Annotated in this window: 18 protein-coding genes; 12 read left to right on the forward strand and 6 right to left on the reverse strand. The window is 39.6% G+C overall.

Annotated features, from left to right (window positions below; translation table 11 throughout):
- The first annotated feature begins 312 nt into the window (after positions 1 to 312).
- A complete protein-coding gene (locus G7057_RS06790; protein ID WP_166162229.1) occupies positions 313 to 1773 on the forward strand; it encodes an MFS transporter in 1461 nt (486 codons plus the stop codon).
- 120 nt (positions 1774 to 1893) lie between these two features.
- Positions 1894 to 2670 (forward strand): AraC family transcriptional regulator, encoded by a 777-nt coding sequence (locus tag G7057_RS06795; protein ID WP_166162231.1) that lies wholly within the window; start codon positions 1894 to 1896, stop codon positions 2668 to 2670.
- Position 2671: 1 nt separating this feature from the next.
- Here the strand turns inward: G7057_RS06795 and G7057_RS06800 are convergent, their stop codons facing one another.
- Positions 2672 to 3514, reverse strand: coding sequence for a DUF72 domain-containing protein (locus G7057_RS06800; RefSeq protein WP_166162233.1), 843 nt, complete (start codon positions 3512 to 3514; stop codon positions 2672 to 2674).
- A gap of 133 nt (positions 3515 to 3647) precedes the next feature.
- Here G7057_RS06800 and G7057_RS06805 point away from each other — a divergent pair, with 133 nt between their 5' ends.
- Positions 3648 to 3821 (forward strand): tautomerase family protein, encoded by a 174-nt coding sequence (locus G7057_RS06805; protein WP_076767481.1) that lies wholly within the window; start codon positions 3648 to 3650, stop codon positions 3819 to 3821.
- A 329-nt stretch (positions 3822 to 4150) separates the two neighbouring features.
- Here G7057_RS06805 and G7057_RS06810 read toward each other — a convergent pair whose 3' ends face one another.
- The gene (locus G7057_RS06810; protein WP_166162235.1) at positions 4151 to 5197 is read right to left on the reverse strand and encodes an aldose epimerase family protein; all 1047 of its coding nucleotides are present in this window, start codon (positions 5195 to 5197) and stop codon (positions 4151 to 4153) included.
- A 235-nt stretch (positions 5198 to 5432) separates the two neighbouring features.
- Here G7057_RS06810 and G7057_RS06815 point away from each other — a divergent pair, with 235 nt between their 5' ends.
- The 3 genes from G7057_RS06815 (at position 5433) to G7057_RS06825 (ending at position 9095) form a co-directional block, all read left to right on the forward strand.
- Entirely contained in the window at positions 5433 to 6332 is a 900-nt protein-coding gene (locus tag G7057_RS06815; protein WP_166162237.1) for a Gfo/Idh/MocA family protein, read from the forward strand.
- Between the two features lie 64 nt (positions 6333 to 6396).
- Entirely contained in the window at positions 6397 to 8397 is a 2001-nt protein-coding gene (tkt, locus tag G7057_RS06820) for a transketolase (RefSeq protein ID WP_166162239.1), read from the forward strand.
- A 332-nt stretch (positions 8398 to 8729) separates the two neighbouring features.
- On the forward strand, positions 8730 to 9095 hold the full coding sequence (locus G7057_RS06825; RefSeq protein WP_166162241.1) for a YccF domain-containing protein: 366 nt from the start codon (positions 8730 to 8732) through the stop codon (positions 9093 to 9095).
- A gap of 37 nt (positions 9096 to 9132) precedes the next feature.
- Here G7057_RS06825 and G7057_RS06830 read toward each other — a convergent pair whose 3' ends face one another.
- From G7057_RS06830 to G7057_RS06840, 3 genes are all read right to left on the reverse strand, one after another.
- On the reverse strand, positions 9133 to 10110 hold the full coding sequence (locus G7057_RS06830) for an aldo/keto reductase family protein (protein ID WP_166162243.1): 978 nt from the start codon (positions 10108 to 10110) through the stop codon (positions 9133 to 9135).
- Between the two features lie 102 nt (positions 10111 to 10212).
- Positions 10213 to 11070 carry a DegV family protein gene (locus tag G7057_RS06835; protein WP_166162245.1) on the reverse strand — a complete coding sequence of 286 codons (858 nt, stop codon included), beginning with the start codon at positions 11068 to 11070 and terminating at the stop codon, positions 10213 to 10215.
- Entirely contained in the window at positions 11060 to 11617 is a 558-nt protein-coding gene (locus G7057_RS06840) for a DUF1836 domain-containing protein (protein ID WP_166162247.1), read from the reverse strand. The genes G7057_RS06835 and G7057_RS06840 overlap by 11 nt, the downstream gene beginning before the upstream one ends.
- 140 nt (positions 11618 to 11757) lie before the next feature.
- Between G7057_RS06840 and G7057_RS06845 the strand changes: the two genes are divergently transcribed.
- Positions 11758 to 12033, forward strand: coding sequence for a DUF503 domain-containing protein (locus G7057_RS06845; RefSeq protein WP_166162249.1), 276 nt, complete (start codon positions 11758 to 11760; stop codon positions 12031 to 12033).
- Positions 12034 to 12093: 60 nt separating this feature from the next.
- Positions 12094 to 12927 (forward strand): DUF4352 domain-containing protein, encoded by an 834-nt coding sequence (locus G7057_RS06850; protein ID WP_166162251.1) that lies wholly within the window; start codon positions 12094 to 12096, stop codon positions 12925 to 12927.
- Positions 12928 to 12978: 51 nt separating this feature from the next.
- Here G7057_RS06850 and G7057_RS06855 read toward each other — a convergent pair whose 3' ends face one another.
- Complete coding sequence (locus G7057_RS06855) at positions 12979 to 13413, reverse strand: universal stress protein (protein ID WP_166162253.1); 435 nt, start codon at positions 13411 to 13413, stop codon at positions 12979 to 12981.
- 192 nt (positions 13414 to 13605) lie between these two features.
- Between G7057_RS06855 and G7057_RS06860 the strand changes: the two genes are divergently transcribed.
- The 4 genes from G7057_RS06860 (at position 13606) to G7057_RS06875 (ending at position 16975) form a co-directional block, all read left to right on the forward strand.
- A complete protein-coding gene (locus tag G7057_RS06860; protein ID WP_166162255.1) occupies positions 13606 to 14052 on the forward strand; it encodes a hypothetical protein in 447 nt (148 codons plus the stop codon).
- Positions 14045 to 14608 carry a GNAT family N-acetyltransferase gene (locus G7057_RS06865; RefSeq protein WP_166162257.1) on the forward strand — a complete coding sequence of 188 codons (564 nt, stop codon included), beginning with the start codon at positions 14045 to 14047 and terminating at the stop codon, positions 14606 to 14608. The genes G7057_RS06860 and G7057_RS06865 overlap by 8 nt, the downstream gene beginning before the upstream one ends.
- A 327-nt stretch (positions 14609 to 14935) precedes the next feature.
- Positions 14936 to 16375 carry a proline--tRNA ligase gene (proS, locus tag G7057_RS06870; protein WP_166162259.1) on the forward strand — a complete coding sequence of 480 codons (1440 nt, stop codon included), beginning with the start codon at positions 14936 to 14938 and terminating at the stop codon, positions 16373 to 16375.
- Between the two features lie 69 nt (positions 16376 to 16444).
- On the forward strand, positions 16445 to 16975 hold the full coding sequence (locus tag G7057_RS06875; RefSeq protein ID WP_166162261.1) for an acyl-CoA thioesterase: 531 nt from the start codon (positions 16445 to 16447) through the stop codon (positions 16973 to 16975).
- Positions 16976 to 17101: the final 126 nt, after the last annotated feature.

The raw sequence follows: 17101 nt of genomic DNA on the forward strand, positions 1-17101 counted from the left end.
TGACAATTCAGGGTCAAATTTCCTATTTTTTCATAGGCCAAGGCGGACTTGTCCGCTTTTCTTATTTTCACCCATGGCATGTCAAGCAAATGCAAAAATAGTACATGAAGATGCAAAAGAAGTTAATGAAAGGGATTTCTAGAAAACGTATACTTAGTCCATCAAAGATTTGAAAATGCTATTACTGTTTGTCATCATTTTGCCCCAATGGAGAGGATGGGCATGAATTTAATTATCATTTTGTAATCGATATCGTATTTTTTAAAACCGTTTTCAAAATTACTTTGAGTCAAACAACTAGGAGGGTTTCACATGGCTTCAAAAGAATTAAATGAAAAAAAGTATCACCAAGCTAAACAGTGGGAAATCGCATTTTTCTCATTAAACAACTCTGCAACTAACCTTTATCTTTTTGCATTCGGATTCCTTACTTACTACGCAACGGGTATCGCTGGATTTGCAACGCTACTTGTAAGTAACTTACTCGGTGCAGCTCGATTGTTCGATGGTATTATTGACCCATCAATCGGGATTATCATGGATAAGTTCAATACACGTTGGGGTAAATTCCGTCCGTTAATGCTTGTTTCTAATATTGGATTGATCCTATCATTCTTGCTATTATTTAGTACTCACCGTTTAAGTGGCGCAGCTCAAGTTGTTGTTTTCTTGATTGCTCTTGTTTTCCACAAGATTGTGTATTCTGTTCAACAAACTGTTACTAAAGCTGCTCAACCAGCTTTAACAAACGACCCATCACAACGTCCATTGTTCTCTATTTACGATACAGTATTTAGTTCAATCGGTGTTTTCGCTCTAGGACAAGTTGTTGTATCTAACTTCTTAGCACCTCGTCATGGTGGCGAATTTAACCAAGCGTTCTTTACAGAATTCTTAATCGGTATTATGGTTCTATCAATGGTTCTAACTGTTCTTGCGATTATCGGAATTAGCCGTAAAGACCGTACAGAATATTTTGGTTTAGGTGAAGATACAGTTGAAACAAAATCACTAAAAGACTATCTATCTGTTATTAAAGGTAACACACCATTGATTACCTTAGCACTTTGTGGTGGTGTGATGAAATTTATCGCTCAATTAATTGGTGACCAAGCATTCCTTGTTATTCTATTCGGTATTATCTTAGGTAACTATGGTTTATCAGGTCAATTGTCACTATGGCAAATCGTTCCAAACTTATTAGTTGTTATCCTATTTACACGACTAGCAACACGTAAAGACTTAAAAACATCTTATACTGTTTCAATCCTAATTGCGATGGCAGCAATGTTAGTGATGTTAGTTATTCTTTGGACATCAGGCGACCCAACTCAAATTTTTGGAAACGGTGGCATGCTAGGAATCGTATTTGGTATTGCTTATATCGCTATGAAAATTGCAACAGCATACCCAACATCTATTGTATTGACTATGTCAGCTGATATTTCTGACTTTGAAACAGCTCGTTCAGGACGTTTCGTATCTGGTCTAATTGGAACAGTATTCTCATTAACTGATTCAATCGCATCATCACTTGCACCAATCTTTATCGGATTTGTTGTAGCAGGTATCGGCTTTAAAGATGCTTACCCAGATGCATCAGAACCATTAACACAAAACCTATTAAACGGTGGCTTGATGTTAATTGGTACTCCATTAGTGCTTTACTTAGTAGTATTTGTTTTAATTCGCAAATACCCACTAAACAGAGAAGCAATGGACAAAGTACAAGTTGCAATCGCTGCTAAGAAAAAAGAAGACTTGTTTCAATAATTAATAAAATGGTTAAACCGTGTGGGCCTCGTTGGCACCGCACGGTTTTTTTGTTTTGACTAATCCTCTTTATTTCTTTAAGATAAGATTGATAAAGTGAGAAGATAAGAGGGTGAAGCAATGGAAAACGGAGAGAATCTATATAGCATTATTTCCTTGGAGGATCCATCGAAAAAAGTAATGTCTTCGGAGTACATTGAAAAGGCATGGGAACGGGATAATGTCCTCATCCGGGCCATTCAAACAGGTAATAAAGATTTGTTGGCAGTGGCAAGAAGTATCATTACGGAGGAAGAAGACCAAATGTATTACTATGGCAATCCTGTTATTGCATCGAATATGCTGAGAACCCGTAAAAATGGTATGATTATTCGTAATACTATGTGCCGTGTAGCAGCCGGATTGGGTGGGGTGCCACCACTATACATTCATTTAATTGCAGAAAAATACGGTCGTTTAATTGAAAATGCCAATTCGATTGATTATTTAATTAATACCGTTTCCGTAGAGATGTTTGATGAGTATTGCGACTTAGTGGCGAATTTTTCGGCTGCCCATTATTCAGCCATTGTTAAGGAAGTTGCGGTTTATATTACTAACCATTTACAGGAGGAGATGTCGGTTTCGATTTTAGCGGAAACCTTCCACATTAATGCGTCTCATCTATCCCGTAAATTCAAAAAAGAAACCGGTTATACCATCAGTGAATACGTCAATCGGCAAAAAATTGACGCATCCAAGCTTCTCTTCTCCAGAGGGCACAAGTCAGTGATGGATGTAGCGGCTTCTTTAGGCTTTAATAGCAGTTCCTATTTTAGTAAGACCTTTAAAAAAATCACCGGTGAATCACCGGCTGATTATATTCAAAAAATGGCACGAACCAATTTAGAAGACTAGTTTAAAATAAATCAATTTGCTGCGGACCCAATTCTTCAAACGCCAATCCTAATAGATTTTTCAAGCTTTTGCCATTGGCTGCCGCGTGTCCACCAGAGTTATTATTGAAAATGACCGTCACTTCTTTAGAAGCTTCTTCTAAGGCAAGGGCGGTTTTTTTAATGCCAGCTAACTCGTCGTCGCTGTAATGATAGAGTGTGCGAATCGACCGCCATTCGTCAGGGTCAACGTTCTCGCCTAACCAGCCTTCATAATTATGGCCGTGCAGCCTTAAAATCGTTAAATCTGGATTTGTGGCAACTGGTGTAAAAGGCACGGAGTTATGTGGTGTTTGTGGTTGGTCAACAACCACATGAATAAAGGCCATCTCCTTTAGAAAGTTGAGAGTGCCAGTTTTAAATTCCTCGCTGTACCAACTGTTATGGCGAAACTCAACAGCAATAGGCCAGTCATCCATTAGCTGACGAACCGTCCGTAAATAACTAACATGCTCGCGATTGCAAATAAAGTTAGGTGGGAATTGGAATAAAATCGCCTTGATTTTTCCTACAGCCCTCATGGGTTCAAAGGTTATTTTATATGTCTCAAATAAGTGCGCTAACGAATCGTAATGCTGGTGCCAATCTTCGTGCTTGGTCATAGCCCGATAAGCTTTTGGAATAAACTGGAAGGCATCCGGTGTTTTTTCAATCCAGCTATTAATATTACGAGCGGGAGGGATGGCATAGAAACTACTATCTAGCTCCACAACGGGGAAGTTGTTGGAATAATCTTCTAGTTTTCGTTTAGGGTTGGGACAAATTAAGTCATGGTCAGACCAACCTGTTAAACCAATTGTAATCACAACGACCAGCCTTCTTTCATAGTAGATACGTTTATATTAAATAAAGGCCGAAGAATTTGCAATTTTACTGATTCTGATTGAATATTGCCCACCTATCGCTTATTCTTATTTTAAGAAAAAAGGAGGAATGACAATGCCATTTGTAAACATTCAACTAAAAGAAGGTCGTACACCTGCACAAAAGAAAGAAGTTGCGGAAGCGATTATTGATTTAATGGATCAATTAGACTTTGCCAAAGCAGAAAGTATCCGTGTTATTTTTGAGGATATGGCGGAAGAAGATTTCTACCAAGGACAAGCAAAATAAAGAAGAGTGGGAAAAAAGGCGTTTAGCCCCGAATCACTGGAACGAATAAGCACAGAATGGTCGTAGACCATCCGAGCATTATTAGTGAAGTGACGTCGGGGCTGCCTTTTTGAGCACGTTTACGTAACAATTATTCTTATGTATTTTAGGGACTGATGTTATTTTCCAGACTCTTTTGTCTGAATTCGTTCTTTGCAAATGGTTTTTGATTTTCAAAAACCGAAAAAACGAGAAAAACGGTTGTTGCAAACGAAAATTGATTTGCAACAACCGCTTATAGCCAAAAAGCGGTCTTTGAAAACTAAAAATAGCTTTCAAAGACCGTTTTTCTATTTTTCCAATTCAAATTGGTAAGTTGTCGTAGATACAAACGTTTCGCCCGGACGTAAAACCGTATTCCCAAAGTCATCGTGGTTGATAGCATCAGGGAATCCTTGTGTTTCAAGTGTTAGACCGGCATAGGCTTGAACCGCTTTGCCATTGACTTCAACACTAGCTGGGCCATTATGCATAAAAACAACGACAGATGGTTGGTCGGTTGTCATCACAATGCGGCGGCCATTTTCTTTATGGAAAATAACAGCATCGGGTCCTTCTGAATCGTGGTTCAACACAAATGGATGGTCTAGCCCTTTAACTGCTGTTGTTTGTGGGTGATCAGACTCTATTGCCTGTGCTAAAGGAGCCGCGTCTCTAAAGTCAAAAGGAGTTCCATCGACTGCAGGTAATTGGCCAGTTGGAATTGTTTTTTCATTCAATTCGATAAAATGGTCAGCCTTGATAAAGAGTGAGTGGTCCAAAATCGTTTGTTCAAGGTCTCCGTGCAAGTTAAAGTAAACATGGTTCGTTGGGTTAAATAAGGTTGGCTCGTCCGTTGTTGCCTTGTAACTAACAATCCACTCATTGTCTTCCGTTAGGGTGTAAGCCACTTCAACTGTTAATGTGCCGGGAAAATCATTAGCCCCAGCTGGGTCAACGTAAGAAAAAATAATCGCTGCGCGGTCGTCAGTTTGTTCCGTGCGATAGTTCCATAAAACCGCGTCTAGACCTTTAGGCCCGCCATGTAAATGGTTGCCACTTGTATTAACAGGTAGGGTATAGTCCTTGCCATCGAGGGTAAATTTACCATCAGCAATTCGTCCCGCAATTCGTCCAACCGTTGCACCATAAAAAGGACGGTGGTTAACGTAGTCGTCTAAGTTGTCTAAACCGATGACGATATTGTCGAACTGGCCATCTTTATCAGGAACAGTCCAATCAATAATGTGCGCCCCATAAGGGATGGCTGTGATGGACACGCCTTGGCTGTTTGTTAAGGTAATTGCATTAACGTCTTGATTGTTAAAAACGCCAAATAATTTCTCTTCAATCTTCATTCAAATTCCTGCCTTTCGCTTCACATGATGAATCTATTGTAACAGTTCTCATGGCCGATGGAATAATGAAATGTGGAAAATGGCGAGTGAATAAAAAATAATCTTATTTTACAGTAAAAATGCATGTTTATAGTGGTTTTGCTAAGATGAGAATATGATATAACAAAATTAGCTCGTCAATCCGTATAAAAAACCGCTATAATAATCGTATCAACACCACAAAAGGGGAGATTCTATGTTAAAAGTCGGCGTTATCGGCATCGGTAACATTGCGCAAAAGGCATATTTGCCTGTTATGGCAACCATGCATGACCAGGTAGAGTGGCATTTGTTTACGCGTAATCAAGATAAATTGGCTGCGGTCGGTAAACAACAGCAGTTTTCACATCTTCATCCATCCGTGGACAGTTTGATTGACGCAGGAATTGATGCAGCGTTTGTTCATGCGCCAACAGCGGTTCATTTTGACACCATTAAGCAGTTGCTAGAGGCTGATATTCATGTTTATGTGGACAAGCCAATTAGTGATCAGATTGCAGAAACAGAGGCTTTGGTTGCTCTTGCTAAGGAGAAAAATCTAATCCTGACTTGTGGTTTTAACCGTCGTTTTGCGCCGCATGTTCAAGCTTTAAAAGCTATTCCAGATAAGAAAATGATTCTTATTCAAAAAGACCGGGTGCAAAATTTTGAGGATGTTCGCTTTGCCATTTATGATTTGTTTATCCATATTTTGGATGCGGGGCTCTTTTTGCTAGATGATCCGATTGAATCCACACACTCAACCATTATTGGAAAAGAGGGGCAATTAAAGCGGATTGTTTTAACGATTCAAACGAAAGAAACGACTTGTATCGTTGCTATGAATTACGAAGCTGGCGCTAATCAAGAGGTTATGGAAGTGCAAAGTTTAGCGGGTATTCAGCGTGTCGTTGACTTGAATGAACGCCATATTAAAACACCGGCTGGCGAGCAAGTGATTCGCTTTGGCGATTGGGAAAATACACTCGTTAAAAGAGGCTTTGATGGTGTGATTCGTGAATTTATAACATCACTTTCAACGAAATTGAATCCGGTTTCGCTAGATAGCGCACTTGATTCTCACCGTCTATGTGAAAATTTAATAAATAATGCTTAATGAGTTTCATTTTATTCTTATTTAAGCTAGAATAATAAACAAATGGGTATCAAGGGGGAAAACAATGTTTGATCATATTGATGCATTAGCAGTTAACACAGTCCGTACACTTAGTATTGACGCGGTTCAGAAAGCAAATTCTGGACATCCAGGGTTACCAATGGGAGCGGCTCCAATGGCATACTCTCTATGGACTAAATTCTTGAAGGTAAACCCTAAAAATAGTTCTTGGGTAGATCGCGATCGTTTCGTTCTATCAGCAGGACATGGTTCAGCACTTTTATATAGTTTATTACATTTATCTGGTTATGATGTAAGTTTGGATGATTTGAAAAACTTCCGTCAATACGAAAGTAAAACACCAGGGCATCCAGAAGTTCATTACACAGACGGTGTTGAAGCAACAACTGGTCCATTAGGCCAAGGGATTGCAAACGCAGCTGGTATGGCGATGGCTGAAGCTCATTTAGCAGCAACTTACAACAAAGATAATTTCCCAATCGTTGACCACTTTACTTATTTCTTATGTGGCGATGGCGATTTGATGGAAGGTATTTCTCATGAAGCAGCAAGCTTAGCTGGTCATTTGAAATTAGGAAAATTAATTGGTCTTTATGACTCAAATGATATTTCTTTAGACGGTCCAACATCAAAAGCCTTTACTGAAGACGTGAAACAACGCTTTGAAGCATACGGCTGGCAACATATTCTTGTTAAAGATGGTAACGACCTTGAAGAAATTGCGAAAGCAATTGAAGAAGCTCAAGCTGAAACAGCTAAACCAACATTGATTGAAATTAAAACAGTTATTGGTTTCGGTGCCTCAAATGAAGGAACACATAAAGTACACGGCGCGCCACTAGGTGACGAAGGTGTTGCTTTTGCGAAAAATAACTACAAGTGGGACTTTGAAGCGTTCCATATTCCTGAAGAAGCTCAAGCTCGTTTCAATGAAACAATTGCTGCAAACGGCCAAGCTGCTGAAGAAGCATGGAATAACTTATTTGAAGCATACAAAGCAGAGTATCCTGAATTGGCTAAACAATTCGAAGATGCCTTTGCTGGTCGCCTACCTGAAGGCTGGGAAGACAAACTACCTGTTTACGAAGTAGGATCAGCTGATAAAGCAACTCGTGTAACAAGTAGTGAAGCAATCCAAGCTTTAGGCGAAGCAATTCCTTACTTCTGGGGTGGATCTGCCGACTTATCAAGCTCAAACAACACAATGAACCAAGCAGAAACAGACTACAGTGCTGAAAATTATGCTGGCCGTAACATTTGGTACGGTGTTCGTGAGTTCGCAATGGGTGCGATGATGAACGGTATTCTACTACATGGTGGTTCAAAAACTTATGCAGGTACATTCTTTGTCTTTACTGACTACTTACGTCCTGCAATGCGCTTAGCTGCCCTATCTCAATTAGGCGCAACTTACGTGATGACACATGACTCAGTAGCAGTTGGGGAAGATGGACCAACTCATGAGCCTGTTGAACAAATTTCAAGCTTCCGCGGTATGCCAAATATGAACTTAATTCGTCCAGCTGATGGTAACGAAGTGAGTGCAGCTTGGGCAGTAGCGGTTGAAACACATGACACACCAACATTACTTGTATTAACTCGCCAAAACTTACCAGTTCTTGAAGGAACAAAAGAAATGGCGCGCGAAGGCGTTCGTAAAGGTGCATACGTACTTTCACCTCAACAAGGTGAAACACCAGATGGTATCTTAATTGCAACTGGTTCCGAAGTAAGCCTAGCCATTGACGCTCAAGCAGCATTATTGGATGAAGGTGTTGACGTATCAGTCGTATCAATGCCAAGTGCATTCCTATTCGAACAACAAGATGACGCTTATAAAGCATCTGTTTTACCAAACAATGTCCGCAACCGTATGTCATTAGAGATGGGTGCAACATTAGGATGGGAACGTTATGTAGGACTTGACGGAATTGCTTACGGTATTGACCGTTGGGGAGCAAGTGGCGCAGGTAACACTGTCGTTTCAAAACTAGGCTTCACAGCTGATCAAGTTGTTAATACTTACCTAGCTAAATTTAAATAATCAATACAAAAGAAGCCATCCTTAAGCTGTCGATTCAGCTTAAGGATGTTTTTTTGCCTCCAAAACCAACTTCGGTAACAGAAATTAAGCTGAAGTTGGTTAAAGTAGTAAAAAAACCAACTTCAGCTCAAAAAATCACCCTGAAGTCGGCCAAAAGCCACTTTCGACCAACTTCAGCGGCTAAAAAGTGACTGAAGTCGGTTGCGCCGGCAGATTATCGTATTTGACCATTGATAATCCTTCAATAAAAAGCAAAGAAATCAGTATTTAGACGGATGTCACTCCGGCGAAAGGGTTTTATAATAGACTTAAATAGGAGTGAGGTGACGAATATGACCTTTTTAGGAAATGTGGTTTGGTTTGTCTTTGGTGGATTTATTAGTGCCATATCGTGGTTAGTTATTGGAGCGCTTTGGTGCCTCTCGATTGTTGGTATTCCAATAGGCTTACAGTGCTTTAAGTTCGCAAAGATGGCAGCAGCGCCGTTTGGTAAGGATATTGCCTTTAGTGATAATGGCTCATCTGTCTTCATTAATATCATCTGGATTTTCCTAGGTGGTTTCGTGATGGCGGCTGAAGAAGTGATTTTAGGAGCTATTTTTTGTTTAACCATCGTGGGGATTCCATTTGGTTTACAACACTTTAAACATGCCAAATTAGCATTAATGCCTTTCGGGGCTCGCATTTACCGTATATAAATGAGGCTGGGATATTTTGTCCCAGTCTCTTTTTTTTTTAAGAACGTGGTTTAAAGCGACTGATTGGTTGTAGTAATTCATTGATACCTGCTAACATCTCCTCTGTTAACTCAACATCAACAGCTTTAATATTATCTTCAATTTGCTCAGGCTTGCTAGCACCAATAATAGCTGAACTTATACCTGGATGGCGGAGAATCCAAGCAAGTGCGAGTTGCGGTAAGCTAATGTCTAACTGTTGAGCGAAGTGAGATAATGAGTCGACTGTTTCTAGTAGATGGTCATCTTCTAAGTACTTTTTCAAGCCACTAGAAATAGTTGCGTTGGCAGCTCGACTATCACTCGGCGCAGATTGTCCTGCTTTATATTTACCAGTGAGGATACCTTGAGCTAATGGTGAAAAGACGACTTGTCCCATACCATTTGCTTGTGAGACCGCTAAGATATCACTCTCGATATAACGTTCAATCATATTGTAAATGGGTTGATTGGAAACGAGAGGGCGGAAATTGTGTTCTTTAGCAATTCGATGAGCTTCTTGAATTTTATCTGCGGGCCATTCACTGACGCCTGCATATAAAATCTTTCCTTGGCGTTGCAAATCATCCAGTGCCCACAAGGTTTCTACTAGTGGAACAGTAGGATCATAACGATGACATTGATAGAGGTCAATATAATCCATATTTAGTCGTTTTAAACTAGCATCGCATTGTTCAAAAATATGCTTACGTGATAAGCCGCGATCATTTGGACCGTCTCCCATAGGAAAGTAGACTTTGCTAGCAACGACTAAGCTTGAACGATCGTATTGGGCTAATACCTTGCCTAAAACCACTTCCGCTTCTCCTTGCTCATAGACATTGGCAGTGTCGAAGAAATTAATACCTGCATCATAAGCGGTTTGGATGCATCGTTCAGCCGTTTGATCTTCGACAGATTTCCCGTAAGTTAACCAACTTCCTAGGGCAATTTCACTGACACGTAAGCCGCTTCTACCTAAGTTCCGATACTTCATGTGGCCTTCCTCCTTTTGTTTGTAAGGGTTTTCTTATAAACTTATCTTATACCAAATGAATCCACTTGGCTACTAAGACGAAAAAAAACTGACCCCTAAGGATCAGTCTAACACCATCACACCAATACCAAGTAAACCAGGGCCAGTGTGAACACCAAGAACAGGTGAAATTTGGCCTTCGCAGTATACTTTGGCACCGGCAATTAAATCACTAATACTATCTTTCATTTGCAGCATTTCTTTTTCAGCAGCACCGTGGCAGAGAGCGATATAATAGTCTTTGCTGTTGCCTACTTTTTCTTTTGCTAATTCAAGCATCTTGGCAATATTTTGCTTGCGACCACGGACTTTAGCAACCGTATCGTAAATGCCCTCTGGGTTACAAGAAATAATCGGTTTAATTTTTAAGACACTACCAAGAATTCCTTCAACCTTACCAATTCGGCCGCCTTTAATTAAATACTCTAACGTTTCTAGACCGAAAAAGACAGTGGATTTGGTCACAGCTTGACGTGCTTTTGTGACCACTTCTTGGAAATCTAAGCCTTTTTCTAATTGTTCAGCTGCATAAATCGCGATGAAGCCAGAACCGATACCGATATTACGCGTATCAATGACTTCGATCGTTAAGTCTTTACGATCTTCAATTACCAATGTCATGGTTTGATAGGTACCACTAAGACCACTTGATAAAATAGACGCAATAACATGCGTATAGCCGTCTGCTTTGATTTGATCAAAAAGGGCTTCAATATCGCTACCTAATGGTAAACTGGTTTTAGGGATTTCAGTTTTAAATGAGTCATAGACTTCTTGGGGTGAGATATCAACGCCATCTTTATAAGAGGCATCCTTATAATTAATCATTAATGGCATGGTGTAAAACCCATACTTTTCAGTTAGGTGAGCAGGAATATCGTTACATGAATCAACTAGAATGGCTACGCGATTATTTTTCAAGAGAATCGACTCCTTCTTTTTTTTGTTTATTAAATCCATTAATAGCAATAATCTTTTGTGTTAATAATTTTGATGCGAGTGACAAGGTCACCATTTTTAATGCAACATTTTCATTTCGAATTCCTTCTATGGTAAAGGAAAAATCAATGGTTCGATCAAGTTGACTAAATAAATGGTAAAAGGATTCCTCCAACTCTTTGCAAAATGAATTATAGGCTTCTTTTTCGCCTTTAATTGAAATTTGTAAAGCCATCCCTTTTTGCACATCGGTCAACGGTAACACTTGCTTTAATAAACTGATGACAATAAGCTGGGCAATATGGAGTTGAAAATATTTTTTCTTGATGGGTCGTTCAATTAAACCGAGTTTCACATAATTATTAATCATAGCGGGTGTAATAATTTTCTCGCTGCCGTCAGGAGTCAGGAAAGCGAGCTGTTCTTCAATAATGCTGAGCACTTGATCGTTGTAAACGCCAAATGTCGGCAAATCGTCCCAGCGTACAATCGACAAATTCGCTAAGTCCTTTGGCTTAGATTGTGACAAACTAACCACCTCGTTTCCTTTAAAATGCTATCTAGTTTTAATTATTAGGTTAAATGCTTTTCGTTACTAGTAAAATGTAACAGTAAACGAGGAATAATTCAATTGATAAATGGTAAAGAAAAGAATAAGGAGAGATAATAATGGCTTTTGTAACAGTGGAGATAAGTATGCGCCTTTTTGATAGCTTTTCTCTGAAGGATAAGCGTTCAATCGTCAAAAGTATTTTGAAAAAAATGCATAATCGATACAATGCCAGTTTAGCGGAAGTAGGCTTTCAGGAAATGATTAATCAGTCTCAACTAGCGGTTGCCGTAGCGAGCCAATCAAAGCTAATCGCTCAACAGACTGTTGAAATGATTATCAGAGATATGGAAAACCTCTATGAAGTGGAGATTTATGACCTATCATATGATTAGTAGAATATGAGTCATTTTGCTAAAATAAAAGGGGGTAGTCTAGACAAGGAGGCGTTTGTGATGAAAAAGTCTATTAGTTTAATCTTGCTTAGTGTCATGTGGTTGGCAGCCTGTGGCAGTGATAATGGAGAAACAAACAGCTCCATTAGCCAAACCGAAGCTAGTCAAGAACAAACGGACCAGAAAAGTATTCAATTTGTATCTGGTGTGACAGATTTTGTGACTAAAGGTGACAAATATAATTATTATGCGATTGAAGCTGTTGCAGAAGGAGCAGAACAAGTTACGGCAATTATTGAAGGAACCGCTGTTGATATTCGAAAAACGGATAATCAATGGCAGTTTACTTACCCATATCCAGGTCCCAATGTTGAAACCGACATTACCTTTACAACGGATGGTAGCGTCGAATATGGCCAGACTGGCATTGATTTAGCAGATTTAGAAGCGGATAGTTATGTGACGCTTTCTTTTATTCCAAATGAAAATCCAGTTATCGAGGAAGCAGCCGTCACTGTCAACGAAGGAGAGGCGCATACCTTCCGAAGTGAGGACTCTGCCATTGTAGAAGTTGTCACGGTGACTAACATAGAACTTATTCCAGCGAAAGGGGACTTAAACCCACTTGGAAAAGAGTTGTTACAAGTGGATGTTCATTACGCTAATGAAGGAACGACAGCAACATACATCGCACCAAATTATTTCACGGCAACGGATGTAGATGGGCACTTTTTACCGATTCGCTACAGTCATTTTTGGTTGATTGAAGTGCAAGCGGGAGAAAGCTTTGCTGAAACCATCTATTTTGATGTCACCGATGATGGTCCTTACCAAATCCATTTCTTCGATGGTGCCTGGTTAGAAAATGACAGTGCAAATGGTGTGAGTATATAAAAAAACGTTGAAAGCTAAAATTTTAGCTTTCAACGTTTTTTAATTCTGAACTTATCTAACGACTAAGACATCACAAGGTGCATGCTTGACAACATAGTTAGAAACAGAACCTACTAAGGCTCTTGTGATGGCACCTTTTCCTGTTGCGCCAATGACAATTAAGTCCGTTCCTAATTCTTCAGGGAATGCTTCAGCAATCAGAGTTAAGGGATTACCAGTTGTGACGACCTTATTTGCATTAACACCTGCATCCTTAGCAAAGGATATCATTTGATCCACAAAAGCTGTGTCTACATCGCTAAAGACATCAGGTGTGATGGCTGGCGCAAACGGCGTTGACGCAGTAACATTTCGCGTGTCCATAATAAAAACAACAGAAAGTTTGGCTTGGTTACGTTGAGCAATAGATACGGCTTTTTTAAATGAGTGCTCGGACTGCTCGGAACCATCAACAGGAACTAAAATGTTTGTATAGTTTTCTAACATTTGATCCATCTCCTTTTCATGTTTCTTTCTTATGTACATCTTCCTATCTTTATTTTAACGCAAATTCTGGACAAATGAAAGCATTTACTTTTTTTAAATAGACAAATCAAGCGAGGACGAGGGATATCTTTCGCCATTAAGGGGAAGTTTTAGTAAACTAAAAGTCTAAATAAGGATGAGGAGTCGATTGTAATGGGCTTAATTTTAACGATAGATGAAATACATGAACATATGGAAGGTTTGGGCTTGTTAAATGAACAAACTTCAAAAAGTTTGCTCTATGGGCAAGTTATGCCTACCACTGGACAGTGGTTATTTTTTGGTAACTATGCGTTACTGGCAAAAGGGGCTTACTATGTGTTCGCTATGGAGGAAGAGCGGATTATTTTAATTCCACTAGGGAAAATGTCTGGTAAAATCAATAAAAAAGTGGATCCTATTTTTATTCCGTTTGATGAATTAGAAGAGATAAAAATAAAGGGCGGTTTAATGCACAGTGTTACCTTCTTGAGTCAAGAAAATGAGCTGACACTGAAATTCGCTAAGCATGGTCTTGGTATGAAATGGCATAAGGAAAATCTTGAGCGTACGATGGCTGATATTCACCAACTTGCGGACCGAGTAAACAACCATGGCTAATTTATTTGCTCTCGCACATAACCGTAGTATAGACTCTCAACGACTGTTACTTCGGCCAGTTTGCTTAGCGGACGCGGTTGATATGTTTGAATATGCCTCAGACGCCGAGACAGTCCGTTTTGTCTTTGACCAACATCAAACCCTAGATGAGACTAAAGAGACGATTAGTCATTTCTTTATGAAAGAACCGCTGGGAAAGTATGCGATTGAATTGAAAGAAGAATCGAAAATGATTGGTACGATTGACATACGACCAGATTTCACCCATAAAAAGGCAGAACTCGGTTATACTTTGAACCGACACTATTGGGGAAAAGGTTATATGACAGAGGCTGCTGAGTCATTAGTGGCATTAGCCTTTAATGAATTGGGGATGGAAAAAGTTCTAGCTATGCATGATTTACGTAATCCTGCTTCAGCTAGAGTCATGTTGCGTTTAGGGATGCAACATGAAGGTGTCTTAAGACACCATCAGTTCCATAAGGGTGAATTTGTTGATATGGCTATTTATGGCATTTTAAAAGATGAGTATCTGAGAAATCAGCGCTTAGATTAGGAGGGCGGATTAAACCGTCTTCCTTGTTTTTAAGATTGCTATTTATTAGTATTTCCCTTACAATATGGGTGCATACATTTAGGAATAGTACATAGAGGATGGGTTAAGAGAGCTTTTCCATGGCTGGAAGAAAAGCCCCCGCTGCTGTATGGAACCTGCCTAGTGAGTTTTCGTTGTATGGCCGGTTAGCTGCCGTTATCAAGATCAAGCAGGGCTTATAACAAGCCAACTAAGGTGGTACCGCGGAGTAAAGTATATTTCGTCCTTCATATGAGGATGCGATGTGCTTATTTTTTTTGAATAAAAAGAGGTAAAGGAGTTAGGAAAATGAGTAACTTACAAAAAGAAGATTTTTCAGCATGGTATATTCAAACCATTAAACAAGCTGATTTAATGGATTATTCACCAGTTAGAGGGTGTATGATTTTCAAGCCAGATGGTTACGAAATCTGGGAACACATCCAAGAGGAATTTAACGCACGCTTTAAAGAGGAAGGCATTCGTAATGCTTATTTCCCAATGTTAATTCCAGAGTCATTCTTTACAAAAGAAAAGGACCATATTGAAGGATTCAGTCCAGAATTGCCATGGGTAACAGAAGCTGCTGGTGAGAAATTAGAAGAGCGTTTGGCTTTACGTCCAACATCTGAAACAATGATTGGAACGGCTTTTAGTGACTGGATTAATTCATACCGCGACTTACCATACGAAATCAACCAATGGGCTAACGTTTTCCGTTGGGAGAAAAAAACATTGCCATTCTTACGTACGTCAGAATTTTTATGGCAAGAAGGTCATACGGCTCATGAGAATGAAGAATCAGCTCGTGAACGTACAATGAAAATGCTAGCTGTCTATAAAGACGTTATTGAGAGTGTGTTAGCTGTTCCTGTTTACGAAGGACAAAAAACACCATCAGAACGTTTTGCTGGTGCTGTTGATACCTATTCAGTTGAAGCAATGATGAAAGATGGTAAGGCTGTTCAAGCTGGAACATCTCATTATATGGGAACAAAATTTGCGGAAGCCTTTGATATTAAATACTTAAATCGTGATAATGAGCATGTGTACGCACATACAACATCATGGGGTGTATCAACACGCTTAATCGGTGCAACAATTATGACTCATGGTGACGAACAAGGATTGATTTTACCACCTAAAGTGGCTGCTAAACAGGTTGTTCTTGTACCAGTTGGCCCATGGAAGAAAAAACCTGAAATTGTTGAACGCTTGGACGTTCTATTAGCGGATTTGAAAGCAAAAGGTATTCGTGCATTGATCGATGATAGCGACAATTCACCTGGTTTCAAATTTAATGAGTGGGAATTACGTGGTGTCCCAATGCGTATTGAATTTGGACCTCGTGACATGGAAAACAACCAAGTAATGGTTAAAATGCGCGATCTTGATGGCAAAGAAGCTATTTCCTTAGATGGCATTGTTGACTATGTGGTTGAAGCTTTAGATAGCATGCAAGTTCGTTTATTGGAAACGGCACGCCAAAATCGTCAACAACATGAGTACACTCATATTGATACTCTAGATGAGTTGAAAGCTCATATTGAAGAGAAAAAAGCTACTGGCGAACTACCTGGTTTTGTTTTAGCAGGATGGGATGGCGAATTGGAAACGGAAGCTAGAATCAAAGAAGAAACAGGCTTCACGACTCGTAATATGCCATTTGCACCGCCAGTTGAAAAACAAACATGTATCGTAAGCGGCAAACCAGCTAAGCATACTGTGTGGTTGGCTCGCGCCTATTAATAATTACGACTGTGTAGAGGTTGGGACTTTGGTTCCAGCCTCTTACTAATCATGAAAGAAGGAAGAAAAATGGCAGCAGAATTACAGAAAAATAGTCGCTATTGTCGAGAAACAAGAGTGATTCAAACGCATCGTGTTTTTCCTTTCCATGCGAATGCACATGGGACATTGTTTGGTGGGGAGTTGATGAAGCAATTGGATGATTGCGCGTCGATTACGGCTCAGCGTTTTAGTCGAGCAGCTATTGTAACGGCATCAGTTGACTCGTTAAACTTCTTGAAGCCACTCATGGTTGATGATTCCGTTTGTATTGAGACCTTTGTTTCTGGTGCTGGAAAATCATCGATGGAAATTTTTGCTAAAGTATTAGGCGAAAATCTGCAAACGGGCGAACGCTATTTAGCTGCAACTTGTTTTATGACCTTTGTTGCCCTTCGAAATAATGATGGAATTGCTGTCCATTTGCCTAACATTTTACCTGAAACACCAGAAGAGCAATTTATTTGTCAGGACTATGAGAGTCGAAAAGCAAACCGGATGGCTATTCGTCAATCACAAGCAGAATTTGATAAGCGTATTACCATCGAAATGCCTTGGTAATGATACATCTAGACAGAAAAAGAGAGCTTGGCAATTGCCAAGCTCTCTTTTTGTTATAGACTAGGGGATTATAAGTTCAGCAATCAATGTCTAGCTCCCAAGTCCTGGCCTACTGAAAAAAAGATA

This window comes from Jeotgalibaca arthritidis (assembly GCF_011100465.1).
Classification (GTDB): domain Bacteria; phylum Bacillota; class Bacilli; order Lactobacillales; family Aerococcaceae; genus Jeotgalibaca; species Jeotgalibaca arthritidis.

Excerpts from the sequence above, each read along its gene's own strand:
- G7057_RS06810 (WP_166162235.1), bottom strand. The coding sequence starts at position 5,197 with ATGAAGATTGAAGAGAAATTATTTGGCGTTTTTAACAATCAAGACGTT.
- G7057_RS06860 (WP_166162255.1), top strand. The coding sequence starts at position 13,606 with ATGGGCTTAATTTTAACGATAGATGAAATACATGAACATATGGAAGGT.
- G7057_RS06805 (WP_076767481.1), top strand. The coding sequence starts at position 3,648 with ATGCCATTTGTAAACATTCAACTAAAAGAAGGTCGTACACCTGCACAA.
- G7057_RS06815 (WP_166162237.1), top strand. The coding sequence starts at position 5,433 with ATGTTAAAAGTCGGCGTTATCGGCATCGGTAACATTGCGCAAAAGGCA.
- G7057_RS06795 (WP_166162231.1), top strand. The coding sequence starts at position 1,894 with ATGGAAAACGGAGAGAATCTATATAGCATTATTTCCTTGGAGGATCCA.
- G7057_RS06865 (WP_166162257.1), top strand. The coding sequence starts at position 14,045 with ATGGCTAATTTATTTGCTCTCGCACATAACCGTAGTATAGACTCTCAA.
- tkt (WP_166162239.1), top strand. The coding sequence starts at position 6,397 with ATGTTTGATCATATTGATGCATTAGCAGTTAACACAGTCCGTACACTT.
- G7057_RS06830 (WP_166162243.1), bottom strand. The coding sequence starts at position 10,110 with ATGAAGTATCGGAACTTAGGTAGAAGCGGCTTACGTGTCAGTGAAATT.
- G7057_RS06845 (WP_166162249.1), top strand. The coding sequence starts at position 11,758 with ATGGCTTTTGTAACAGTGGAGATAAGTATGCGCCTTTTTGATAGCTTT.
- G7057_RS06825 (WP_166162241.1), top strand. The coding sequence starts at position 8,730 with ATGACCTTTTTAGGAAATGTGGTTTGGTTTGTCTTTGGTGGATTTATT.
- G7057_RS06790 (WP_166162229.1), top strand. The coding sequence starts at position 313 with ATGGCTTCAAAAGAATTAAATGAAAAAAAGTATCACCAAGCTAAACAG.
- G7057_RS06855 (WP_166162253.1), bottom strand. The coding sequence starts at position 13,413 with ATGTTAGAAAACTATACAAACATTTTAGTTCCTGTTGATGGTTCCGAG.
- proS (WP_166162259.1), top strand. The coding sequence starts at position 14,936 with ATGAGTAACTTACAAAAAGAAGATTTTTCAGCATGGTATATTCAAACC.
- G7057_RS06875 (WP_166162261.1), top strand. The coding sequence starts at position 16,445 with ATGGCAGCAGAATTACAGAAAAATAGTCGCTATTGTCGAGAAACAAGA.
- G7057_RS06850 (WP_166162251.1), top strand. The coding sequence starts at position 12,094 with ATGAAAAAGTCTATTAGTTTAATCTTGCTTAGTGTCATGTGGTTGGCA.